This is a genomic window from Ruegeria sp. YKSF131 (genome assembly GCF_059612645.1).
The window spans coordinates 38,161-58,179 of the sequence record NZ_JBXWQZ010000003.1 but is presented as its reverse complement, the minus strand read 5'-3'; the positions used below and the strand labels follow the sequence as shown (position 1 = coordinate 58,179).

General features: G+C 59.0%; 27 protein-coding genes. 9 read left to right on the top strand and 18 right to left on the bottom strand.

Annotation, left to right across the window (positions count from 1 at the left end; translation table 11 throughout):
* Positions 1-18 precede the first annotated feature (18 nt).
* From AC2FLZ_RS02115 to AC2FLZ_RS02105, 3 genes are all read left to right on the top strand, one after another.
* The gene (locus AC2FLZ_RS02115) at positions 19-471 is read left to right on the top strand and encodes a MarR family winged helix-turn-helix transcriptional regulator (RefSeq protein WP_480554755.1); all 453 of its coding nucleotides are present in this window, start codon (positions 19-21) and stop codon (positions 469-471) included.
* A gap of 39 nt (positions 472-510) precedes the next feature.
* Positions 511-1,782, top strand: a complete 1,272-nt coding sequence (locus AC2FLZ_RS02110; RefSeq protein WP_496881666.1) for an adenylate/guanylate cyclase domain-containing protein — start codon at positions 511-513, stop codon at positions 1,780-1,782.
* Between the two features lie 278 nt (positions 1,783-2,060).
* Positions 2,061-2,807, top strand: coding sequence for an ATP-grasp domain-containing protein (locus tag AC2FLZ_RS02105; protein WP_496822021.1), 747 nt, complete (start codon positions 2,061-2,063; stop codon positions 2,805-2,807).
* Between the two features lie 70 nt (positions 2,808-2,877).
* On the opposite strand, the gene AC2FLZ_RS02100 is transcribed toward AC2FLZ_RS02105, so the two are convergent.
* Positions 2,878-3,687, bottom strand: a complete 810-nt coding sequence (locus AC2FLZ_RS02100) for a division plane positioning ATPase MipZ (RefSeq protein WP_480624162.1) — start codon at positions 3,685-3,687, stop codon at positions 2,878-2,880.
* A 486-nt stretch (positions 3,688-4,173) separates the two neighbouring features.
* Here AC2FLZ_RS02100 and AC2FLZ_RS02095 point away from each other — a divergent pair, with 486 nt between their 5' ends.
* Positions 4,174-5,784, top strand: a complete 1,611-nt coding sequence (locus AC2FLZ_RS02095; protein ID WP_496881665.1) for an MFS transporter — start codon at positions 4,174-4,176, stop codon at positions 5,782-5,784.
* A 54-nt stretch (positions 5,785-5,838) separates the two neighbouring features.
* On the opposite strand, the gene rpmE is transcribed toward AC2FLZ_RS02095, so the two are convergent.
* Together rpmE and rplS are read right to left on the bottom strand one after the other, a co-directional pair.
* The gene (gene rpmE / locus AC2FLZ_RS02090; protein WP_267366773.1) at positions 5,839-6,060 is read right to left on the bottom strand and encodes a 50S ribosomal protein L31; all 222 of its coding nucleotides are present in this window, start codon (positions 6,058-6,060) and stop codon (positions 5,839-5,841) included.
* A gap of 11 nt (positions 6,061-6,071) precedes the next feature.
* Positions 6,072-6,455, bottom strand: coding sequence for a 50S ribosomal protein L19 (gene rplS / locus AC2FLZ_RS02085; protein WP_267366771.1), 384 nt, complete (start codon positions 6,453-6,455; stop codon positions 6,072-6,074).
* A gap of 379 nt (positions 6,456-6,834) precedes the next feature.
* Here rplS and AC2FLZ_RS02080 point away from each other — a divergent pair, with 379 nt between their 5' ends.
* Complete coding sequence (locus tag AC2FLZ_RS02080; RefSeq protein WP_480487199.1) at positions 6,835-7,635, top strand: glycoside hydrolase family 25 protein; 801 nt, start codon at positions 6,835-6,837, stop codon at positions 7,633-7,635.
* Here the strand turns inward: AC2FLZ_RS02080 and AC2FLZ_RS02075 are convergent.
* The 12 genes from AC2FLZ_RS02075 to AC2FLZ_RS02020 all read right to left on the bottom strand — a co-directional run bounded on the left by AC2FLZ_RS02075 (position 7,632) and on the right by AC2FLZ_RS02020 (position 15,168).
* Complete coding sequence (locus AC2FLZ_RS02075) at positions 7,632-7,994, bottom strand: hypothetical protein (protein ID WP_496881664.1); 363 nt, start codon at positions 7,992-7,994, stop codon at positions 7,632-7,634. The two genes, AC2FLZ_RS02080 and AC2FLZ_RS02075, sit on opposite strands and share 4 nt — an antisense overlap.
* A 197-nt stretch (positions 7,995-8,191) precedes the next feature.
* A complete protein-coding gene (gene trmD, locus AC2FLZ_RS02070) occupies positions 8,192-9,001 on the bottom strand; it encodes a tRNA (guanosine(37)-N1)-methyltransferase TrmD (protein WP_496881663.1) in 810 nt (269 codons plus the stop codon).
* Positions 8,998-9,813 (bottom strand): hypothetical protein, encoded by an 816-nt coding sequence (locus tag AC2FLZ_RS02065; protein ID WP_496881662.1) that lies wholly within the window; start codon positions 9,811-9,813, stop codon positions 8,998-9,000. The genes trmD and AC2FLZ_RS02065 overlap by 4 nt, the downstream gene beginning before the upstream one ends.
* Complete coding sequence (gene rimM / locus AC2FLZ_RS02060; RefSeq protein WP_480519415.1) at positions 9,813-10,316, bottom strand: ribosome maturation factor RimM; 504 nt, start codon at positions 10,314-10,316, stop codon at positions 9,813-9,815. The genes AC2FLZ_RS02065 and rimM overlap by 1 nt, the downstream gene beginning before the upstream one ends.
* Complete coding sequence (locus tag AC2FLZ_RS02055) at positions 10,309-10,458, bottom strand: hypothetical protein (RefSeq protein WP_162896811.1); 150 nt, start codon at positions 10,456-10,458, stop codon at positions 10,309-10,311. Before AC2FLZ_RS02055 ends, rimM begins: the two co-directional genes overlap by 8 nt.
* Before the next feature lie 6 nt (positions 10,459-10,464).
* Positions 10,465-11,100 carry a 5,6-dimethylbenzimidazole synthase gene (gene bluB, locus AC2FLZ_RS02050; protein ID WP_480519417.1) on the bottom strand — a complete coding sequence of 212 codons (636 nt, stop codon included), beginning with the start codon at positions 11,098-11,100 and terminating at the stop codon, positions 10,465-10,467.
* A gap of 12 nt (positions 11,101-11,112) precedes the next feature.
* Positions 11,113-11,502 (bottom strand): 30S ribosomal protein S16, encoded by a 390-nt coding sequence (gene rpsP, locus AC2FLZ_RS02045; protein ID WP_209506119.1) that lies wholly within the window; start codon positions 11,500-11,502, stop codon positions 11,113-11,115.
* 95 nt (positions 11,503-11,597) lie between these two features.
* Positions 11,598-11,894: a chorismate mutase gene (locus tag AC2FLZ_RS02040; RefSeq protein ID WP_209506121.1), complete on the bottom strand. Its 297-nt coding sequence runs from the start codon at positions 11,892-11,894 to the stop codon at positions 11,598-11,600.
* Positions 11,891-12,433: a GNAT family N-acetyltransferase gene (locus tag AC2FLZ_RS02035; protein ID WP_496881661.1), complete on the bottom strand. Its 543-nt coding sequence runs from the start codon at positions 12,431-12,433 to the stop codon at positions 11,891-11,893. Before AC2FLZ_RS02035 ends, AC2FLZ_RS02040 begins: the two co-directional genes overlap by 4 nt.
* Complete coding sequence (locus AC2FLZ_RS02030) at positions 12,430-12,984, bottom strand: GNAT family N-acetyltransferase (protein WP_480623517.1); 555 nt, start codon at positions 12,982-12,984, stop codon at positions 12,430-12,432. The genes AC2FLZ_RS02035 and AC2FLZ_RS02030 overlap by 4 nt, the downstream gene beginning before the upstream one ends.
* Positions 12,984-14,492 carry a signal recognition particle protein gene (gene ffh / locus AC2FLZ_RS02025; protein ID WP_496881660.1) on the bottom strand — a complete coding sequence of 503 codons (1,509 nt, stop codon included), beginning with the start codon at positions 14,490-14,492 and terminating at the stop codon, positions 12,984-12,986. Before ffh ends, AC2FLZ_RS02030 begins: the two co-directional genes overlap by 1 nt.
* 163 nt (positions 14,493-14,655) lie before the next feature.
* Entirely contained in the window at positions 14,656-15,168 is a 513-nt protein-coding gene (locus tag AC2FLZ_RS02020) for a hypothetical protein (RefSeq protein ID WP_480554745.1), read from the bottom strand.
* A 91-nt stretch (positions 15,169-15,259) separates the two neighbouring features.
* Here AC2FLZ_RS02020 and AC2FLZ_RS02015 point away from each other — a divergent pair, with 91 nt between their 5' ends.
* On the top strand, positions 15,260-15,790 hold the full coding sequence (locus tag AC2FLZ_RS02015) for a prolyl-tRNA synthetase associated domain-containing protein (RefSeq protein WP_496881659.1): 531 nt from the start codon (positions 15,260-15,262) through the stop codon (positions 15,788-15,790).
* Here AC2FLZ_RS02015 and AC2FLZ_RS02010 read toward each other — a convergent pair whose 3' ends face one another.
* Together AC2FLZ_RS02010 and AC2FLZ_RS02005 are read right to left on the bottom strand one after the other, a co-directional pair.
* Positions 15,791-16,528 carry an aspartate/glutamate racemase family protein gene (locus AC2FLZ_RS02010; RefSeq protein WP_496881697.1) on the bottom strand — a complete coding sequence of 246 codons (738 nt, stop codon included), beginning with the start codon at positions 16,526-16,528 and terminating at the stop codon, positions 15,791-15,793.
* Positions 16,529-16,600: 72 nt separating this feature from the next.
* A complete protein-coding gene (locus AC2FLZ_RS02005; RefSeq protein WP_496881658.1) occupies positions 16,601-17,182 on the bottom strand; it encodes an FMN-dependent NADH-azoreductase in 582 nt (193 codons plus the stop codon).
* 119 nt (positions 17,183-17,301) lie between these two features.
* Between AC2FLZ_RS02005 and AC2FLZ_RS02000 the strand changes: the two genes are divergently transcribed.
* From AC2FLZ_RS02000 to AC2FLZ_RS01990, 3 genes are all read left to right on the top strand, one after another.
* Positions 17,302-18,180 (top strand): LysR family transcriptional regulator, encoded by an 879-nt coding sequence (locus AC2FLZ_RS02000; RefSeq protein ID WP_480554844.1) that lies wholly within the window; start codon positions 17,302-17,304, stop codon positions 18,178-18,180.
* Positions 18,177-19,091 (top strand): DMT family transporter, encoded by a 915-nt coding sequence (locus AC2FLZ_RS01995; RefSeq protein WP_496881657.1) that lies wholly within the window; start codon positions 18,177-18,179, stop codon positions 19,089-19,091. The genes AC2FLZ_RS02000 and AC2FLZ_RS01995 overlap by 4 nt, the downstream gene beginning before the upstream one ends.
* A gap of 125 nt (positions 19,092-19,216) precedes the next feature.
* Positions 19,217-19,630, top strand: coding sequence for a universal stress protein (locus AC2FLZ_RS01990; protein WP_480494688.1), 414 nt, complete (start codon positions 19,217-19,219; stop codon positions 19,628-19,630).
* On the opposite strand, the gene AC2FLZ_RS01985 is transcribed toward AC2FLZ_RS01990, so the two are convergent.
* The gene (locus AC2FLZ_RS01985) at positions 19,627-19,962 is read right to left on the bottom strand and encodes an ArsR/SmtB family transcription factor (RefSeq protein ID WP_480507349.1); all 336 of its coding nucleotides are present in this window, start codon (positions 19,960-19,962) and stop codon (positions 19,627-19,629) included. The genes AC2FLZ_RS01990 and AC2FLZ_RS01985 overlap by 4 nt on opposite strands.
* Between the last annotated feature and the right edge of the window lie 57 nt (positions 19,963-20,019).

Genomic DNA, 20,019 nt, shown 5'->3' with positions numbered 1-20,019 from the left:
ATTTTGTAACTAACAAGCATGACACACGACGAATCTGAAAAAAATGATGACTTTTTCCTGCAGAATTTTCTGCCGTTTCTGCTGAACCAGGCAGCCGAGCGCGCCTCGTTGGAATTTCAGGCTGTCTACAAGGGACGGTACGGAATGCTCAGAACCGAATGGCGGGTGCTGTTCCATCTGGGGCTGTTTGGCGAAATGACCGCCAAGGAAATTGGTGAACGGGCCGGAATGCACAAAACCAAGATCAGCCGTGCAGTTGCCAAGCTCGAGGAGCGCCGGTACCTGAAACGCACACGGGACGAGGCTGATCGGCGGGCGGAATGGCTGACGCTGACACCAGCCGGGCAAGCCGTGTATCGCGACTTGTACGGGGTGGCCGCAAGCTATGACGCCAGGCTGTCGGGTCTGTTCAGCGAAAAAGATGCCGCCTTGCTGCGCCAGATGTTGCGACGGTTGGCTGGCGTGGATTGACCACTGGTAATTGGCGCCTGCCGTCCCCAGATGTGTGTCATGCTTGATACGGAATTTGAAATGACGTCATTTGAACCTGCCAAGGTATCCACACACACCCTGATCGACTGGTTGGTCCAAAAGGGGCTTGAGGGTGCCGGGCAGGAAGAGTTGCTGGAAGGGTTCTGCACCAGTCTGGTCGATATGGGCATTCCGCTGATGCGGTTTCATGCGGCGCAGTCAACCTTGCACCCGGTTTATGGCGGAACCGGATATAGCTGGTACAAAAGCACCGGCGGTGAATCCGAGAAGTTTGAAAACACGGATACGCCCAGCGAAATGTGGCAACAAAGCTCGCTTTATGCGCTGCTGAACGAGGATCTGGATGAAATCCGGGTCAAACTTGTCGACCATAATGAACCCAGCCGCTTTCCATTGTTGAACGACCTGAGAGAGGTTGGGGCGACCGATTATTATGCCACCGGCATCTCGTATGAGGGGGCGGGAAAGATGCGCCCCGACGGTACCAAAAAGGTCAGTGATGGCGTCCTGATGTCCTGGACCAGCGATGCGCCGTCCGGGTTTGATGACAGAGATCTCAGGCACATTCATGCGGTATTGCCGCATCTGGGGCTGGCGCTCAAATCCGCCAAGAACCAGAACCTGACCGAAGACCTGATGCGGGTCTATCTGGGTCGTGATGCCGGGCGCCGCGTCCTGTCAGGTGAGATTCGTCGCGGATCATTGCAGCAGATCGATGCGGTGATCTGGAATTTCGATCTGGAAGGGTTCACCAACCTGTCAGAAGACCTGCCGGGCCACGAGATCATCGACATGCTGAATGATTACCTGGCTGTGGCCGTGGGCGTTGTGCACGACAAGGGTGGGAACATCCTGAAATTCATGGGCGATGGGCTGATGGCCATGTTCGATGTCGGCGAAATCGACGAGGACGCCCGTGCCGCGCTCAGCGCGGTGCCCTTGCTGCAAGCCCGCATGGATGAATTGAACGCCCGACGTCAGGCGCATGGGCTGCCGGTTGCGAAATTCACGCTGGCCCTGCATTCCGGCGAAATCCTGTATGGCAATATCGGGTCCGAAACACGGCTGGATTTCACAGTGATCGGCCCCGCCGTCAATCAGGCCGCCCGAATCGCGGGAATGCACCGGTCGCTGGGTCAGAGAATCCTGATCTCGGACGACGTCGCGGTCGCGGCACGCCCCTGCGCACAAGACCTCATCTCGGTCGGGCGCTACATGCTGCGCGGGGTGAACGAACCCAAAGAGCTGTTCACGGTATACAGTCCCGGCGGGCCATCAGTTACCGGGTGAAACCGAGGCTGTTCCGTTCAGCGGTTCCAAAGCTGAAAGCCGTGAGGGAGCACCTTTGTTTCGCTGGGTACGAGCGGCGGGTTCGAGCGGGTGTTCGAGAATGGTGAGGATTTGAACGAGCAGTTGGGTTGAGCCCAAACCGACCGGGTTCACACAAAGCTCAAATGTCTGCTGTTGAGCATTTGGCGGGATGGTGTTCTCTATGTGCAGTACAATGCTTTCAAATTAGAGCCCATAAAATGCAATGGATACTTCAGGATTTTGAAGACACTCGGAAAATGGCTGTGGCACTTGATCGGCTGGATATTCCGTACACGTGGCACAAAGTCGTTCCGTTTATAGGCGAACTGACACCAACTCCGACCATCAACGATCCGAACGCCGTGGTGATGTTCGGTTCTTATACGCTATGGCGATACGCGCAGGCCAACGACCTAAAGCCCGGAGTTTTCAAGATAAGGCCTTTTGTTCATGAAGAACCCTGGCACCCGTTTCTTCTCAATGGCGCGGATGCTCTTTTCTTAACGCTGCGCGATGTTCCCGAACAACTTCCCGACGACGGAAGCAACTGGTTCATACGCCCAGTAGAAGACAGCAAAGAAGAGCCGGGAAACGTAAAATCTTCTGGTGAAATCATTGTGCTGGCAAGCAAGGTACTCGCCCTAGAAGAACACGAGATACCTAGAGGCTCACTTCGTCACGATACAGAAATGATGTTCACGAAGCCCGTTCGCATTCAAAAAGAGTGGCGACTGTGGGTGGTCAGAGATGAGATTGTGACTTTCTCTCTCTACAAGGAGGGCTCGCGCGTCGTTTACCGGCATGAAATCGATGACGATGCCTTAGAGTTTGCCAAGAGTCTGGTGGAGGCAAACCCAGAATACGCACCCGCCTACGTTATCGATGTATGTCGCACGGACGACGGGCTGAAGATGCTTGAAACGAATTGCATCAATGCTGCCGGTTTTTATGAGGCCGACTTATTGAAGCTTGTTTCTTCAATCGACGAGTTTTCAGTCGGATAGTTAAAGCTGACATTTGCACGAGCGCAGAGTTCTGTCGCTTTGTCCGCGTCCCAGCCCCCAATACAACTGATCAGAAATCGACTTCGACACCCGGCAGGTTCAGCTCTCGCATCATGTCGCGCAACTCCTGCCGTGCTGCGATGTTCGAGATATTCAGCTGTTTGACGCCAATATCCTTGAGGTCCAGCAGGGTCAGGCCGCGGGGAAACAGTTCGCGAAAGATCACCCGTTCGGAAAAGCCCGAAGCGACGCGGAAGCCGATGCGCTGCGACAGCATTTCGATCGCGCGCTGCATCTTTTCCTTGTTGACCATGCGCTGGGTGCCGACGCGGTTGCGCACAACGACCCAGTCGATGGGCTTCAGCCCGGCCTGCGCCCGCAATTGGCGGGCGTTCCAGACCATCTCGGAATAGACGGACGGGCCAAGGATTTTCTCACCCTTTGAATCAATCCGCGCCAGCAGGTCAAAATCGATGAAGCTGTCGTTCAAAGGGGTGATCAGCGTGTCGGCCAGCGAATGCGCCACCTGGCTCAGGCGTGTATGAGAGCCGGGGCAGTCGATCAGTATAAAGTCGCTGTCGCTTTCCAGTTGCGACACGGCAGCAGACAGGCGGTGGTCATAAATGTTCTCGCCCGGTTTCAACGTGCTGGCATCAATCTCGGGCAGGTCGTGATGGCGTGGGCCGGGCAGCGTCAGGTCCGCGCTTTTCAGAAAGTTGTTCCGGTTCTCGAAATACCGTCCAAGGCTGCGCTGCCGCAGGTCCAGATCCAGCGTGCTGACCTTGTGCCCCAGTCGGGCCAGTGCGGTTGCCACATGCATCGACACGGTCGATTTTCCAGCGCCGCCTTTTTCGTTACCGACCACAATGATATGTGCCATGCTTGTATTCCCAAGTCTTGCCGTGTTTGACTACACGTTGTTGGCACCCACTATATGTTGTGTCGCCTACGATGAAAAGAACCTCAAGCGGCGCTTTTAGGCATTATCGGACTCTATTTTGGAAAACACAGCGCAGTGCGCGGGTTACGGGAAGGCACCAGTCTGGTGATCTGCCTTGATCGGCTATCCGATCACGGTCTTGGCAGCGATATCGCCGTGTCGGCGCCTAGTCCCGAACATCTTGAACAACCGCTGCCTGCAACGATCCGCACTGGAATCAATCGCGCCGTTTGCCTGATTCACACATGTACAGATCGCGCTCCCAAAGGGTCCTTTCGCGGTGACGCCGCTTGGTCCGGATCGTGAAAACTATGCGGGGGGCGGAAAATTTGGTTAAATACCAAACAGATTTACACCGAATAACCTTGCAGGCTTTGCACGGGTCCTCTTCGGTTCATCTTCAAAGCAGGTGAAAGGGGCATAGGCATGCCGGACACTGCTGCGGACAGTTCAGGCGGTTCACGCGTTGTTCTTGCAATGACGGCCATTTGCATGATGGTCGTTGGCTTCAACACAACTGCTGTTGCGACCATCCTTCCATATCTGAAGGCCGAGTTCGATCTGACGCCCTCGGGTCTGCAATGGGTGATGGCGATCTATACGGTGGCCAGTGCGGCCCTTGTGACGATTGTAAGCCGGCTTGGGGATATCACGGGCAAGATGGGTGTCTTTTTCTTTGGCATGATCGTGTTTGCCTGTGGCTCGGCTTCGGTGCTGTTTTCACAGAACGCGGCGATGCTGCTGATCGGGCGTGGCGCGCAAGGGGCAGGGGCTGCGGCCCTGTTCGGCACCTCATTGTCCCTGCTGACCGCCGCAACGCCCGAGGAACAACGGGCCAGTGTGACCGGTGTGTGGGGCGCAATCGTGGGCCTTGCGATAGGCGTCGGGCCCATAGTCGGAGGAAGCTTTGCCAACTTTCTAAGCTGGCGCGGGGTATTCGCCACAGACCTTGTGCTGCTTGCCATTGCGTTTGTGATCGGCCTGCAGGTCAGCAGGAAAAACTATGTCCCGGATACGCGCCTTCAGGGTGCAAAATTCGATACCGCAGGGGCGATTGCCATTGTCTTGCTGCTGGGCCCATTGTCTTTCGCGCTCAGCAACGGTGAGGCACACGGATGGGACAATGCCCTGACCATCGTTCCTTTGGGTGTCGCCGCTTTGGCAGTTGTCGGTCTGGTCTACACCTCGCGGCGCAGCGACGATCCGCTGGTCGAGTTCCGGTACTTCCGGCACCCGCGCTATCTTATGGCGGCAACGGGGATGTTCTTTGCGGGATTTGCGTTGTTCTGTTTCTTTGTCTACTTCAACGTGTTCGTCCAGTCCCCGGATGCGTTCGGCTATTCACCGGTTGAGGCGGGCGTGGCAATCCTGCCCCTGAGCCTGAGCATGTTTGTCATTTCCGTCACCGCTCCGCGCCTGCTTGCGCCATACAGTTTTCAATGGCCGGTGACCGTCGCAATGGGATTGATGGCCTGCGGCTTCCTGCTTTTGACAACAACCTCGAACATCGACAGCTATGCTGAAATCTGGTGGAAGCTGATCATTGTGGGGGTTGGCATCGGCATTTGTTTTTCGTTGCTGCCCCGTCTCGGGCTTCGGTTGCTGCCCGACGAACATGTCGGACAGGGGTCCGGGGTGATCAACACATTCCTGTATTTCGGGGCCACGATGGGATCGGTTGTTGGCGGTCTGGCCGCATCCCTGACCATCCGCTCCGGCCTGTCCGAAGTCATCGCGGCGCTACCCGACGGGTCGGCACAGCGCGGCGACCTTGCGCGCGCCCTGACGCATGGCACGGCAACACAGGTGGAACAGTTGATTGCCGGGCTTGACCCGTCAACAGGTTCAACACTGGCCAAAGCATTGCGTGACCTGCGGGATAATGCGTTTGATGCGGCGATGCTCATGGCTGCTATCGCGGCCTGTATCGGGCTGGTGATCGCGCTGCTGTTGCTGCGCGGTCCGGTTCCGCCATTGCACGACGCGGCCGAACTCACGAAACCCAAGGATCAGAAACCGGGGAAAGCAGGGGCCTGAAACGAAAGAAGGCCGCCCGCTGGCGACCTTCCTTTGAAAGACTGTGGCAAAGGTTCAGAAACCCAGGCCTTCGTATTTCTTCTTGAACTTCGACACGCGGCCGCCAGCGTCCAACAGGCGCGACGAACCACCGGTCCATGCAGGATGTACCGAAGGGTCGATTTCCAGTGCCAGCTGGTCGCCTTCGCTGCCCCAGGTGGATTTCATCTGAACGACGGTGCCATCGGTCATCTTGACGTCGATGACGTGATAATCGGGATGGATGTCTTTTTTCATCTTTCCGCTCCTTACGCTTCGGCGCCAGCTTTGGGCTTGTAGTTGGTGACCTCTGCGATACGTGCGGATTTACCGCGACGCGAGCGCAGATAGTACAGTTTGGCGCGGCGAACGCGACCACGGCGGACAACGGTGATGCTGTCGATATTGGTCGAATACAGCGGGAACACACGCTCCACGCCTTCGCCAAACGAGATTTTGCGAACGGTGAACGAACCGGCAATGCCGCTGCCGTTGTTGCGCGCGATGCAGACGCCTTCGTAGTTCTGCACACGGGTGCGCGACCCTTCGGTCACCTTATAGCCGACACGGATAGTGTCACCGGCTTTGAAATCGGGGATGTCTTTCCCCAGGGCGGCAATCTGTTCCGCCTCAAGCTGTGCGATCAGGTCCATCGCAGTTTCTCCTATCTGCTCGTGGTTGGTCCACGAAGTTGGGCACGGCCTGAGAGCTCTTGGTCTTCACCGGGTCCTGCGTACAGCCCGCCAGAGGTCAGATCGAATGTTCCTTTGGTCTGGCCTGACCCGACGCATCCCTGCCGAAGAAAGCGGGACGTCACGCCATGGTGCAAACCAAAACACCGGAGTCGCAGAACGCGGCACCGGATTGCGGTCGTTTAAGGGTATTGCCGGCAGGGATCAAGGGAAAAACGCCCTGTCTTGCCCAAGGCGCCGGTAGGAATCCGCCAGCCTGAAAGTAAGGCGTTGCCATGCCGCCCAGATCAGGCATTCTGAGGCAAATAATATGAGCAGATATTTCAGACAGGACCCTATGATGCGATTGGCATTCATGCTGGCCATAACGGCCGTCGCGCTGATGTCTTGCGGGCGGGGCGGCCCGAAACCTCAGGCCGTAGAACCCGTTCCGGGCGTGGACAGGACAGCACCGCTTGTGATTTACCCCGATTTCGGCGACGCGGATCCCCATGACTGGGAAGGGCGTCACCCCGGACAATACCCGATCCATGGCCTTGACGTTTCACGCTGGCAGGGGCCGATTGACTGGCGCACGGCGCGGGCATCAGGCGTCAGCTTTGTTTTTCTGAAGGCGACCGAAGGCGGCGACGTGGCCGATCCCCTGTTCGATGATCACCGCCGCGGCGCACAGTCGGCCGGTGTGCCTTGGGGCGCCTATCACTATTATTATTTCTGCCGCTCGGCCCGGGAACAGGCCCGCTGGTTCATCCAGAACGTGCCCAAAGGGGCAGACCTGCCGCATGTGCTGGATATGGAATGGACGCCGCATTCCAAAACCTGCACGCTGCGCCCCGATGGCAGAACCGTCCGCGCCGAGGCGCAGCGTTTTCTGGACATTCTCGAACGACATTATGGCCGCCGCCCGATCGTCTATACCACGGTGGATTTCTTTGAAGACACCGATATCGGGCGCCTGCCCAAGACCGAGTTCTGGCTGAGATCGGTTGCGGGCCACCCCCGCACTGTCTATCCCCGCGCGGTCTGGCGGTTCTGGCAATATACCGGCACCGGTCTGGTGCCGGGCGTTCAGGGCCGGGTAGACATCAACACCTTCAACGGCACGCCAGACGTCTGGGCCAGATGGAAGGCCGGGGGTTAGGTCTTTGGTGCGCCGTAGGTTTCCATAGTGCCGCCGCCAACCAGATGGTCCAACCGGCGCTCCCGCTCTTCCCCAAAGGCGTTGCGCACCCAGAACGATTCACCTGCGCTCAGTTCCCGGCGTTCGAAGCCGCGCTCTTGCAGGCAACGGTCCACCTGATCGATTTCGCCCTGCGTGCGCAGTTCGTCCTGGATCGGGGCGGTAATCGCAGGGCCGATGAGGATACCCCACAGCAGGATATTCGTTGCATATCCCCCGATGACGGCGCTGTTTCCACCTTCGTCAGCTTCCTGAGAGCAGGAATCGACCGCAACCCGCGCCGAATGCAGATTGTGACCGGCTTGCGTTGGAACGGACATCCCCAGTGGTTTGGTCGCGCAGGCAGAGGCAACCAGAAAAGCGCCAAGCTATAACTTCTTCATTATGCAATTAGTCTTTCGTTTTAAGGTCCTGAAAAAGCAGGGCTTTCAAACGTGCATATTTTGGAGGACGATCAACTGCAAATAGAATTCCGGCAAATACAGAACCTGCGGCATGTCTGCAACATTCGGGCGTTCTAATCAGACGAATCCGATCGGGATTTTACATAGTCGGCCCAGATATCCGGGCGCCGCTCGCTGGTAATGTCCTCAGCCATCTTGTGACGCCATTCGGCGATGCGGCCGTGGTGGCCCGACATCAGAACCTCGGGTATCGGGCGGCCTTTCCAATCCGCAGGGCGGGTGTATTGCGGATGCTCCAGCAAGCCCGAGGAAAAGCTTTCCTCTTCGGTCGAGGCTTGATTGCCCAGAACGCCGGGGATCAGGCGCACCGTGGCATCAATCAGGGCCTGTGCTGCAATCTCACCGCCGGTCATCACGAAATCCCCCAACGAGACCTCCTGCACACCGTAATGCTCCAGCACACGCTCATCCACGCCTTCGAACCGGCCACACAGCAGGGTCATGCCATCGCAGCGCGCAAGGGTCTGCATCATGCGCTGGTCCATGCGCCGCCCGCGCGGGCTGAGGTAAATCAGCGGCCAGTTGCCCTGAATGCCCGCCATGGTGTGCTCGATGGCTTCGCCCAACACATCGGGCCGCAAAACCATACCCGCGCCGCCCCCGGCGGGCGTGTCGTCCACGTTGCGATGCCTGCCGACGCCGAATTGCCGCAAATCCACGGTTTCCAGCTGCCACAACCCCTCCTGCAGGGCCTTGCCGGTCAGGCTTTCCCCCAGAACGCCCGGAAAGGCGGTTGGAAACAGGGTGATAACCTTGGCTTTCCAGACGCCGTGCAGGTCCGGGGTGGGTGTCATCAGCTCACGCGGTTTCAGCGTGGCCCGGATCGCCTTGCGACCATGGGATTTGCCGGGTTTGTCAGTCATTTCTGGCGGGCCAGTTCATATTGGGCGGTTCGAATCAGGGCCTTTTTCTGAGTGATCAATGCCGCTTCGTCCAGCGATGATCGGTTCAGGGCCAGCATTTCCCTCAGAACGTCGTCGGACAGCTGAGGGCTTTCATGCGCGGGCTTCACAAGCCGTGCAGATTTCCCGGGTGGCAGGGCGAGAAATTCGGCAAATGGTGCTCCCAGTCCAAGGTGGTGACCTTTCAGCGCTTCCATCCACGCGGTCCGTACCGTGACAGTTGGCAACCGGTCCCTGATCCGGTCTGCCGTGTCCTGTGGCGATGGCAGATGCGCAAGATCGGCGCAAAAGCCGTCCAGGTCCTGAACCATGCGCGACAGTTGCAGATCATGCGCCCAAAGGCTGCGCAACCACGCATCGCGATTGCGCAACGACAGGTAGACGGTGATGTCGGTTTCGTCGCCCACCAGACGGCGGCGCAGCACGCTGACAACCGTTTCCGCCAGTTCGGGTGCCGCCCCGTATCCTTCGCTTTTGTTCCTGCTGGGGCGCAGGCCCAGAAAATTCTCTTCGCTCAGGATCAATCCCCGGCGTGCTCCGAAATCCAGACCGTCGAAAAACGTGTGCAGCTGACCGCCAAACCCTGCCAGCGTGTCATCCAGACGATAGATCGAATGGCGCGTGGCCGCTTCGTTCAACCCGGCCTTGCGGGTCTTATACGGAAGGACCAGCGCGAAATGCGGCCAGATCAGCTCGCGGTTTTCGTGCAGAAAGGACTGTGCTGCCGTCATGCCGGTCTTGTGAAAACCCAGATGCAGCAGAACACGTCGCATCAGATTAGGCCTTCGGGCGGGTCGGCCACGATGCGGCCCTGTTCCAGATCGACGGTTGGCACCACCTGCATCGTGAACGGCAGCAGAACCGTCGCCTTCAGGCCCGGCCCGTGTAGTTCCAGCAGGTCCGTGGCCCCGTGGTTCTGCACGGATTTGACCTTGCCCAGCAGGGTGCCGCCGGTGTCATAGACCTCAAGCCCAATCAGGTCTGTGTGGTAGAACTCGTCATCGGGCAACGAGGGCAACTGATCGCGCCGCGCAAACAGGCGCAAACCGTTCAGGGCATCCGCCTGTTCCTTGGTTTCGACGCCGCCAAGACGGGCGGCAAAACCGTTCTTGATCGTACGCGTCAGAACCACTGGATAGCGTTCCTTGCCGGATTCATCCGTCAGCGGCGAATACGCCTCGATATCTTCGGGAACGGCGCAGAAGCTTTTCAGGCGCACTTCACCGCGTACACCATAAGACCCCGCGACGCTGCCGACGCAGATCAGATCACTCATTGGCAGCCCCCGTCGTCAAACAGATCCCGTTTCTCCATTCGCCAAGCCCGTTGCAGGCTTCGCGCTGATTGTTGCGCTCAAAGAACACGCCCACAATAAAGGCGATCAGCAGCAGAATGGGAAGGCGTATCAATCCGAACATTTGGCGCTACCTTGTTTCGATCTTCAGGCTGTCGGCCCGGTTTTCCCAGCCAACCTGTTCAAGTTCGGGGGTGTCAGATATCTGTTCCGGCCATCCGACACAGAAATACCCGATCAGACGCCAGTTGTCCGGTACATCCAAATCGCGCGCCATCTGTTCGGGGTCCAGAATGGATACCCAGCCCAACCCCAGCCCCTCAGTCCGCAGGGCCAGCCAGAACAGGGTGATGGCAGAGACCACGGAATAGCGCCGCATCTCGGGCATCGAGCCCGCGCCAAGACCCATCCCCTTGTCGGTACTGTCGTCGCAGAAGACGGCCAGTTGCACCGGCGCTTCCTGCATCCCCGACAGTTTCAGGCGGCTGTAAAGCTGCGCCCTGTCGCCGGAATAGCCCGCCAGGGCATCATCATTGGCGGTTTGGAAATTCCTTAGCGCCGCAGCCCGGGCCGCTGCGCTATCGACGCGGATCACGCGCCAGGGTTCGCTTAGCCCCACGGATGGGGCCAGCCGAAACGCGTCGAGGCAGCGCGCAAGCACTGCCTCGTCTACCGCGTCGCCGCGGAACCGGCGCACATCGCGCCGGAGCCGCAACAACAGATCGAACTGCGTGCGAAATGCGTCAGTAAAGGTCTGATCCCGCACGCTTCGGCCTGCTTATTCTTCTGCAGCCGCTTCTTCAGCCGGTGCAGCAGCCGCTTCGGCAGCTTCCGCAGCCTTTGCAGCTTTCTCTTCCGCGCGTTCCTGAGCTTTCTTGCCCGGTGTGCCCTTGTTGGGGTTGTTGCGCTCGGCCTTGTCACGGGTGCCGGCAGCTTCCAGCATACGCGCGATACGGTCGGTGGGCTGGGCGCCCTGATCCAGCCAGTGCTGAACGCGTTCCATGTCCATTTTCACACGCTCTTCGCTGTCCTTCGGCAGCAGCGGGTTGTAGGTGCCCAGTTTCTCGATGAAACGGCCGTCGCGCGGCATCCGGCTGTCAGCCGCGACGATGCGGTAAAACGGACGTTTTTTCGAGCCTGCGCGGGCGAGACGAATTTTCATTGCCATGGTGGTATCTCCTTTGAATGGCATCACGCCGGAGGCGTGTATTTGATTGGCCGGTGTGTTTTCCGGTTAATTCTGATGGTTGCTGAACCTCTGGTTCACCCTTGGTGTTTCCTGTGGTGTCGGATGACTTCCTGAATGATGAAATTCAGAAAAGCCTTGGCGAAATCGGGGTCCAGATCGGCCTCTTTCGCCAGGTCTTCAAGCCGTGCGATCTGCGTGGCCTCACGCGAGGGATCGGACGGGGGAAGGTTGTGTTCGGCCTTGAGCTTGCCAACGGCCTGTGTGTGTTTGAACCGCTCGCCCAGCGTATAGACAAGGATCGCATCCAGCCGGTCGATACTTTCGCGATGCTCTTTCAGCAATGCAGCCGCGCGTGTCACGGGGTTGTTCATTGGCCGGTCCTTTCGGGTGTCGAAACGTCAATCTTGGGGTGCCGCCACACCTGGCAGGGCTGGCCCAGCAGTTCGGCATTGTCACGCTCCAGCGTTGCGCCCAACCGTTCGGCCAAAGCGCGCGAGCGATCGTTTTCGTGGGCGATATACGAAATCACCCCGTTCAGGCCCTGATGCCGCGCCGCATAGGACCGGGCGGCAAGCGCGGCCTCATAGGCAAAACCTTTGCCTTCGAAATCTTCCATCACGGTCCAGCCCAGTTCAGGCTCGTCCCAGCCGGGGGCGTCAATCAGGCCGACGCCGCCAGCGAACCGACCGCTGGATTTCTCGGTCAGGTGCCAGAGGCCAAATCCTTTCAACGCCCAGTGCCCAAGGCGTCTGGCCAACATGCCCCAGCTTTCCAGCGCGTCCCGCGGGCCGCCCACTAAATGGCTGCGCTCGGTCGCAAAGAATGCGGTCAGCGCAGGCAGATCATCCAGATGTGGCGCGCGCAGGATCAGACGTTCGGTTTCAACGGTGGGGATGGTGACCGCGGTCATGCGTAGGCCTCCATCCCGCCATTCACCAGATCCGCAGGCGCGGGGTGCCGCCAGATTTCGGACCTGCCGAATTTGGGGTGGTCATAGTGATACTCGAACTGCGCGCCCAGCCGTTTCGCCACGGCCTTGCTGGCAAGATTGTCCAGATCAATCAGCGAGATCGCCGTCTCCCACCCCAGAACATCATACGCATAGGAACGTGCGGCGAGTGCTGCCTCGGTCGCGTAACCCTTGCCGGTCGCGTGGTTCATCAGTGTCCAGCCGATCTCGGGTTCGGGCCAGCCTTCGGGGCACCAAAGCCCGATCCGCCCGACATAAGTGCCCGAGGCTTTTTCCTCAGCACTCCAGAACCCGTAACCGCGCAGGGACCAGTGGCCCAGCAGCGAAGCGATCAGTCGCCAAACCTCATCCCGGCGCAGTGGTCCGCCGACGAACTTCGCCGCATCGCTGGCAAAAAACGCGGTATCGGCGTCCAGATCAGCCTCGGACGGCGCGCGCAGGATCAGGCGCTCGGTTTCAAGCCGGGGGATATGTTGGGCGAAGGCGTTCATTACTTCTTCTTGCCAAACCCGCTCAGGCCCTGAGGCAGCCCCATGCCGCCGCCCAGACCAGGCAGACCACCGGGCATCCTGCCGCCCATCGCCTTGGCCGCCTGTTCCAGTGCCTTGGGGTCCATGCCAGCGGCCAAGTCTTCGGGGCTGGGGCCGCCTTTACCGAACATGCCCTTCATGGCCTGTTTCAGCATCTTGCCTTTGCCCATCTTTCCCATCTTTTTCATCATGTCCGACATCTGCCGGTGCATCTTGAGCAGCTTGTTGAGGTCGCTGACCTCCATCCCCGAACCGGCTGCAATCCGTTTCTTGCGGCTGGCTTGCAGCAGTTGCGGGTTGGCGCGTTCGCGTTTGGTCATGGACTGGATCAAGGCGATCTGCTGGCGCAGGATCTTGTCGTCCAGACCCGCCTGATCCATCTGCTTGGCCATTTTGCCCATGCCCGGCATCATGCCCATCATGCCCTGCATGCCGCCCATCTGGATCATTTGTTCCAGCTGCATCTTCAGGTCGTTCATGTTGAACTGACCTTTGACCATGCGCTTCATCATGCGCTCGGTCTGTTCCATCTCCATCGTTTCCTGGGCCTTTTCGACCAGGGCAACGATGTCGCCCATGCCCAGAATACGTCCGGCGATCCGGTCCGGCTCGAAGGTCTCCAGCGCGTCCATCTTCTCGCCCAGACCGACAAAGCGAATAGGCTTGCCAGTCACCGCGCGCATAGACAGCGCCGCACCACCGCGCCCGTCCCCGTCCATCCGGGTCAGGACCACGCCCGAGATACCGACCTTGGCGTCGAATTCTTCGGCCACCTCAACGGCGACCTGACCGGTCAGGCCGTCAACCACCAGCAGGGTCTCGCGCGGGTCAACCGCGTTGCGGACCTGTTCGACCTCGTCCATTAGCACTTCGTCGATATGCAGGCGACCGGCGGTATCCAGCATGTAGACGTCATAGCCGCCCAATGTGGCTTGCTGCTTGGCGCGCTTGGCGATGTCGACGGGTTTCTGGCCCGGTACAATCGGCAGCGTATCGACGCCAACCTGTGTCCCCAGAACCGCCAGCTGATCCATCGCCGCCGGGCGGTAGACGTCGAGCGAGGCCATCAGGACTTTCTTGCCCTCTTTCTCTTTCAGGCGCTTGGCCAGTTTACCGGTGGTGGTGGTCTTACCCGAACCCTGCAAACCGACCATCAGGATCGGGGCAGGCGGGTTGTCGATCTTCAGTTTGCCGGGGTCTTCCTCGCCACGCAGGGTATCGACCAGCGCGTCATGTACGATCTTGACGACCTGCTGACCGGGGGTGATCGACTTGGTCACCGCCTGACCGGTCGCCTGGTCCTGCACCTTCTTTACGAATTCACGCGCCACCGGCAGCGAGACGTCGGCCTCAAGCAGGGCAACACGGACCTCGCGCAGAGCGGTCTTGACGTCTTCTTCAGACAGGGCACCCTGTTTGGTCAGCCGGTCAAAGACGCCGGAAAGGCGTTCGGATAGATTTTCAAACATGCCTTCGGCCTCCTTAGCCGGTTATCTGATGGCGCGTCCTAGATAGGATGCGTCGGTTAAATGCACAAACGCCCCCACGGGCGAAACTCGCTGGTGGGGGGCGATCCCTGAACGACTCAAGGGACCGGAAGATCAAGACGCTTCCGGATGTTTGGCGGTGGCATTAGGCCGATTGGCTGTCAGAGTCAACTGTGCGGGCGTCATTCCATGCGTTCAGGGTTTGGATCGCGTCAAATGCGCTCGATCCCCATTTCGTGTAACTGGCGAATAATGGAATTGAGCTTGTACCGTCTGAATGCACAAAATGTAGAACCGGACGCGTGGCTATTTCGCCAATACTTCCACCATTGTCTTGCATTTCGGCGCATCTAAAGTCTGACAGTTTGTGTGATTCGACACGATAGCCCAACAGAGTGCGACGTTGGATTTTCAAGGTGTCAGTTGTGCGATCCAGGATGATCTGCATCTTTTGTACAACTTCGAGGGACAATACCACAATAACAACAATCGGGATTGAGAGCGTTTTGAGAATTTCAAGATATCCCGGTTCCTCCTGTATCTGTTGGCTGATCGCGGATCCGGCGAAAATGAGGAAAACGATCAATATAAACAGGCTCCGCCCCCACGGTCTGTGCAAGATTATCAAATGATCGGGGTTGTTTCTGATGATCTTCATGAAAATTGATCTTCAAAGCGTCAGGTTCGTCTCGTTCTTGCCATTTTGGCGCAGTTAGGCCAAGTGCCGTTGAACATTTCGGAGATATCCCATGGACGCATCATCCACATTTCAGGATACATTACCGCTCAGTTCTGACGCGCTGTTGGCGCAGCTGGATGACTGGGGGCTGCCCTACCGCCTGCATACCCATGTTCCCTTGCGCACGGTCGAGGACTCCAAGGCCGTAGAAGGCCAGTTCATGGTGCCGAGCGAGAACGCGTTGCGGGTCAAGAACCTGTATCTGCGGGACAAGAAAAAGCGCAACTACCTGGTGACGCTGGAACAAAGCCGCGAGATTGACCTCAAGGCGCTGGGCGCAGAACTGGGTGTCGGCGCCCTGTCCTTTGGTTCGGCAGACCGGCTGTTGCAGAACCTTGGTATTCGCCCCGGCGCGGTCAGCCCGCTGGCGATGATCAACGGTGTGCAGAACAATGTGCAGTTCTTCATGGACGCTGCCGCCCAAGGGGTCGAGGTGATTTATATGCACCCGTTGGTCAATGACCGTACCGTTGTGATGAAACAATCCGACGTGATGGCGTTCTTCGATCGCATCGGTTGCACCGTTACGTGGCTGCCCTGATCACTCAAGCGCCTGTTTCAGCGCGGCAGCGACATGCGCGGCGGACGGGTTGATGAACAGGTGCCCATCGGCCTCGAATACCGGGTCATCCAGATGGTTTGGAAAGGCAAGCGGCAACTCGGTACAGGCCAGCAGAATGGCGGTTCCGGGACGGGCATGTTTGTTGCAAAAGGCCAGCAACCTTGCGCGCGCTGCATCAGAGGCACCACCGTAGAAATCACTGTCGATCATGGCCTGCATCTCGGAAATCTCGGGGTCGGGCAGCCGCGCATTCGCGGTGATGCCCTCGGCCGCCAGACGATCCGCATAGTTGGTGGCCTGCATCGTCACGGTTGTTCCAAGCACCAATGCGTTTGACACGCCTGTGTTGGCCGTGGCCTCTGCCGTCGCGTCGAAAATGCTGAGAATGGGCATGGAAACACCCTGTCTGATCGCGTGCAACCGCGCGTGTGGGGTGTTGGACGCTATGATGCCAAAATCGCAGCCTGCGCGCTCCAGCGTCAGCAGCGCGTCGCGAAACACCGCATCAAACGCCGCCCAGCTAGCTTCGTCCCCTGCGACACCCCGCAGGGCGCGGGTCTTGGCCTGTGTGACAGACTCGATGGTCATGGCAGGGATCGGCAGGGGCGCGCCGTGGCCGCGCGCCGCAAAGTGACGCCCGGAACCTTCGGCAATGGCCCTGTAATAGTCCACGGTCGAGGCCCAGCCCACACCGCCCAGAATTCCGATCTTTTTCATGCGCGCCATCCAGTCCGCCAGTTCCATCTGGCCAGCAGACTGGACGTTTCAGGGCTTATTGACCAGTGGCGATCAGGCCGCCAGTTCTGTTACCGCCTTTTTGGCGCTTTCCAGCGCGGCTTCGGGGTTCACCGCCATTTGATCCGCGGCGATGACCGCTACATCATGGATGCCGATAAAGCCCAGAACGTGACGCACATAGTTGGTGGCAAAGTCGATCTCGGATCCGACAGCGGTACCGCCCGACGCGATTGCCAGAATGGCGCGTTTACTCTCCAGCAACCCTTTTGGGCCGTTCTCCGAATATGAAAAGGTCAGGCCCGCGCGGGCGACCAGGTCGATCCAGGCCTTGAATGCAGCGGGGACCGAGAAGTTGTAGATCGGCAGGCCGATAACGATGGTATCAGCCTCTTGCAATTCGGTCACCAGCGCGTCCGAAAGGGCCAGCCGGTCGCGTTGCAGGTCGTCGCGCTGCTCGGCCGGAGTAAAGTTGGCGGCGATCCAGTCTTCGGTCAGCAGGGGCAGGGGGGTAGCCAGATCTCGGCGGATGATGCGGGCGGCACCCAACTGCCGGACAATGCGGTCAGACAGGTCGCGGGTGGTCGAACCCGCGCGGCGGGCAGAGGCGTCGATATGCAGGATGGTTTTAGCCATTTTTCGGGTCCTTTAGGTCAGGGAAATCTTGTTCTGATCCCAATATGGCTGTTGCGTTTGCGAACAAAACTCGGATACATCAACAGCTATTGTTAGAAATTGCACAGAACGGTGTGACGATGGACAATTGGGATGAGGTGCGGACCGCCTATCAGGTGGCGCGCATGGGAACCGTCAGCGGCGCGGCCGAGGTTCTGGGCGTGCACCACGCCACAGTGATCCGCCACATCGACGCGATCGAGGCCCGGTTGGGTGTCAAACTGTTCCAGCGCCACGCGCGGGGATATACCCCGACCGAAGCGGGCGACGATTTGCTGCGCGTGGCGCAGGCCACCGAAGACCAGTTCAACCAGCTTGTCGGCCGGATGAAGGGGCGCGGTGACGATGTATCGGGTGAACTGGTGGTGACGTCGCTGGGCTCCATCGCGCCATTGGTGGTGCCGACGCTGACCGAGTTTCAAAAGATGCACCCCGAGCTGATCGTGCGCTACCTGACCGGAGACCGCCTGTTCCGGTTGGAATATGGCGAAGCGCATGTTGCGATCCGTGCGGGATCGGCCCCGGATCAGCCCGACAACGTTGTGCAACCCTTCCGGCAGGAAGAAGTCGGCCTCTATGCCAGCACTTCTTATATCGAACGGCACGGCAAACCCTCGGGTATCGAGGATTTCGGGAACCATCACTTCGTCAGCTCTGACGATGAAGGCAGCCGCGCGCCGTTCACCCGGTGGCTGCGCAACACGGTATCCGCCGATCGCATCACCTTTCGCTGCACCAACAATTTCTGTATGCGCGAGGCCGTTCTGGCTGGGGCCGGTATCGGCTTCATGGCCCGTTGGGAGGCCGCCCGTCATGACACTCTGGTCGAAGTGATCGACCCGCTTCCGGAATGGTTCGGCAACCTGTGGCTGGTGACCCATGTGGACCTGCACCGAACCACCAAGGTGCAAACGTTCCTGAGTTTTCTGAAAGAAGCCTCCAAAGGCTGGTGCCCATGAATCCGCAGATGCGCGGCCATCTGGCCATGCTGACTTTTTCGGCCCTTGTTGCAGGCAGTTTCTCGCTTGGGTCGATGATTGCCAACGAAATTGCCCCTGCTGCCTTGAATGCGGTGCGCTTTGCCATCGCGGCTGTGGTGATTGGTGTGGCGGCATTGGCGACAACCGGTCTGCCCCGCAGTGCCGCACAGGCGCCCTGGCGGTATCTGGTGCTGGGCGGGTTGTTCGCCACCTACTTTGTCCTGATGTTTTACGGGCTGCAAGCCGCCCCGCCGGTCAGCGCTGCCGCGGTTTTCACCCTGACCCCCGTTGTCTCGGCCATTGCGGGCTGGGTCCTGCTGCGCCAGATCACCACGCCGCGCATGGCAATAGCCCTGTCCATCGGTGCGATTGGGGCGCTGTGGGTGATCTTTCGGGCCGACTGGCAGATGTTCCGCGCCTTCCAGATCGGCGAGGGCGAGGTCATCTATTTCTGGGGATGCGTCGCGCACGCGATTTACACCCCCATGATCCGCAGACTGAACCGCGGAGAACCTGCCGTCGTGTTCACGTTCGGTACGCTGGTTGCCGGGTGCCTGTTATTGGTCCTGTTCGGCTGGTCTGACCTGAAGGCAACCGATTGGGCAGCTCTTCCCGCCATCGTCTGGATCGGGTTGTTCTATATCTCGTTCTTCGCAACAGCGGCCAGTTTCGTTCTGGTGCAATTCTCCTCGCTCCGGCTGCCGTCGGCCAAGGTCATGGCCTATACCTATCTGGTGCCAAGCTGGGTGATCCTGTGGGAAATCGCGCTGGGCAAACCTGTCCCGACGGGATTGATCCTGGGCGGTGTGGCGCTGACGGTCATTGCGCTGCTGATGCTGCTGAAAGAAGAGGCCCCGCGCTCCATTCCCCAACGCCGGGCAGCTGAGTAACGCCGCTCCCGGTCTGAAACCGGTACAGATTGCCCACGAATTCCAAAAGCAGAATCTGTTGAGCCAGATCAAGGCAGGCCCTTGGTCTCATGACTACCTTGGAAGGCGGACAAAAGGAGGAGATTATGTTCAAACATATCATGCTGCCGATTGACCGCCACCTGCCGCCCGAGGTTCGCAAGGCCGCAGATGTCGCCGCTCAAGTGGCAAAATGGCAGGGCGCCAAGATCACTCTGGTCAGTGTCAGCGGGGCCCATATGGGTGCATCCTCGGAAGCCGAGGCCGAGATAGACAAGCAACTGGCCGACTTCACCGAACAGCTTGTATCAGAAGGCGCGGGCGAGGTCGCGGTGCGCAAGATTCACTCGGTTGATGTTGCTGCCGAAGTGGACAGCGACCTGACCCGCGCGGCGGAAGAGATTGGTGCAGACCTGATCATCGTGGGCACCCACGCGCCCCGGATCACCGATTACATCTTTTCCAGCCACGCCGGATATCTGGCCAAACATGCCAGCATGTCGGTCTTCGTCGTGCGCTAGGTCTCATCCGAGATCGGAAGCTCGACTTCCAGAAACCGTTCGAACGCATCCAGGTTGATGGGTTCGAACTGACCGAACCCCTGCATCCAGACCGAAGCGGTGCGCAGCGCGTCGGGTTCCAGCTTGCACCACTTCACCCGGCCGCGCTTTTCCTGTGATATCAGCCCGGCTTTAGTCAGGATGACCAGATGTTTCGAGATCGCCGCCAGCGACATCTCGAACGGCTCGGCGACATCCGTCACGGCCATATCGTCCTCCAGCAGCATCGCCAGAATGGCGCGGCGGGTGGGGTCGGCAAGGGCCGCGAACACGGTGTCGAGATCGTTGGACATGGGTCTTTCCTAATGGGCGAGAACCCGTTTGACAATTTACCCTATCACGTCACTGTG

Bases quoted from the DNA above. Each gene is read 5' to 3' on its own strand.
- AC2FLZ_RS02115 (WP_480554755.1), top strand. From the start codon at position 19: ATGACACACGACGAATCTGAAAAAAATGATGACTTTTTCCTGCAGAAT.
- AC2FLZ_RS02110 (WP_496881666.1), top strand. From the start codon at position 511: ATGCTTGATACGGAATTTGAAATGACGTCATTTGAACCTGCCAAGGTA.
- AC2FLZ_RS02105 (WP_496822021.1), top strand. From the start codon at position 2,061: ATGGCTGTGGCACTTGATCGGCTGGATATTCCGTACACGTGGCACAAA.
- AC2FLZ_RS02100 (WP_480624162.1), bottom strand. From the start codon at position 3,687: ATGGCACATATCATTGTGGTCGGTAACGAAAAAGGCGGCGCTGGAAAA.
- AC2FLZ_RS02095 (WP_496881665.1), top strand. From the start codon at position 4,174: ATGCCGGACACTGCTGCGGACAGTTCAGGCGGTTCACGCGTTGTTCTT.
- rpmE (WP_267366773.1), bottom strand. From the start codon at position 6,060: ATGAAAAAAGACATCCATCCCGATTATCACGTCATCGACGTCAAGATG.
- rplS (WP_267366771.1), bottom strand. From the start codon at position 6,455: ATGGACCTGATCGCACAGCTTGAGGCGGAACAGATTGCCGCCCTGGGG.
- AC2FLZ_RS02080 (WP_480487199.1), top strand. From the start codon at position 6,835: ATGCGATTGGCATTCATGCTGGCCATAACGGCCGTCGCGCTGATGTCT.
- AC2FLZ_RS02075 (WP_496881664.1), bottom strand. From the start codon at position 7,994: ATGTCCGTTCCAACGCAAGCCGGTCACAATCTGCATTCGGCGCGGGTT.
- trmD (WP_496881663.1), bottom strand. From the start codon at position 9,001: ATGACTGACAAACCCGGCAAATCCCATGGTCGCAAGGCGATCCGGGCC.
- AC2FLZ_RS02065 (WP_496881662.1), bottom strand. From the start codon at position 9,813: ATGCGACGTGTTCTGCTGCATCTGGGTTTTCACAAGACCGGCATGACG.
- rimM (WP_480519415.1), bottom strand. From the start codon at position 10,316: ATGAGTGATCTGATCTGCGTCGGCAGCGTCGCGGGGTCTTATGGTGTA.
- AC2FLZ_RS02055 (WP_162896811.1), bottom strand. From the start codon at position 10,458: ATGTTCGGATTGATACGCCTTCCCATTCTGCTGCTGATCGCCTTTATT.
- rpsP (WP_209506119.1), bottom strand. From the start codon at position 11,502: ATGGCAATGAAAATTCGTCTCGCCCGCGCAGGCTCGAAAAAACGTCCG.
- AC2FLZ_RS02040 (WP_209506121.1), bottom strand. From the start codon at position 11,894: ATGAACAACCCCGTGACACGCGCGGCTGCATTGCTGAAAGAGCATCGC.
- AC2FLZ_RS02035 (WP_496881661.1), bottom strand. From the start codon at position 12,433: ATGACCGCGGTCACCATCCCCACCGTTGAAACCGAACGTCTGATCCTG.
- AC2FLZ_RS02030 (WP_480623517.1), bottom strand. From the start codon at position 12,984: ATGAACGCCTTCGCCCAACATATCCCCCGGCTTGAAACCGAGCGCCTG.
- ffh (WP_496881660.1), bottom strand. From the start codon at position 14,492: ATGTTTGAAAATCTATCCGAACGCCTTTCCGGCGTCTTTGACCGGCTG.
- AC2FLZ_RS02020 (WP_480554745.1), bottom strand. From the start codon at position 15,168: ATGAAGATCATCAGAAACAACCCCGATCATTTGATAATCTTGCACAGA.
- AC2FLZ_RS02015 (WP_496881659.1), top strand. From the start codon at position 15,260: ATGGACGCATCATCCACATTTCAGGATACATTACCGCTCAGTTCTGAC.
- AC2FLZ_RS02010 (WP_496881697.1), bottom strand. From the start codon at position 16,528: ATGAAAAAGATCGGAATTCTGGGCGGTGTGGGCTGGGCCTCGACCGTG.
- AC2FLZ_RS02005 (WP_496881658.1), bottom strand. From the start codon at position 17,182: ATGGCTAAAACCATCCTGCATATCGACGCCTCTGCCCGCCGCGCGGGT.
- AC2FLZ_RS02000 (WP_480554844.1), top strand. From the start codon at position 17,302: ATGGACAATTGGGATGAGGTGCGGACCGCCTATCAGGTGGCGCGCATG.
- AC2FLZ_RS01995 (WP_496881657.1), top strand. From the start codon at position 18,177: ATGAATCCGCAGATGCGCGGCCATCTGGCCATGCTGACTTTTTCGGCC.
- AC2FLZ_RS01990 (WP_480494688.1), top strand. From the start codon at position 19,217: ATGTTCAAACATATCATGCTGCCGATTGACCGCCACCTGCCGCCCGAG.
- AC2FLZ_RS01985 (WP_480507349.1), bottom strand. From the start codon at position 19,962: ATGTCCAACGATCTCGACACCGTGTTCGCGGCCCTTGCCGACCCCACC.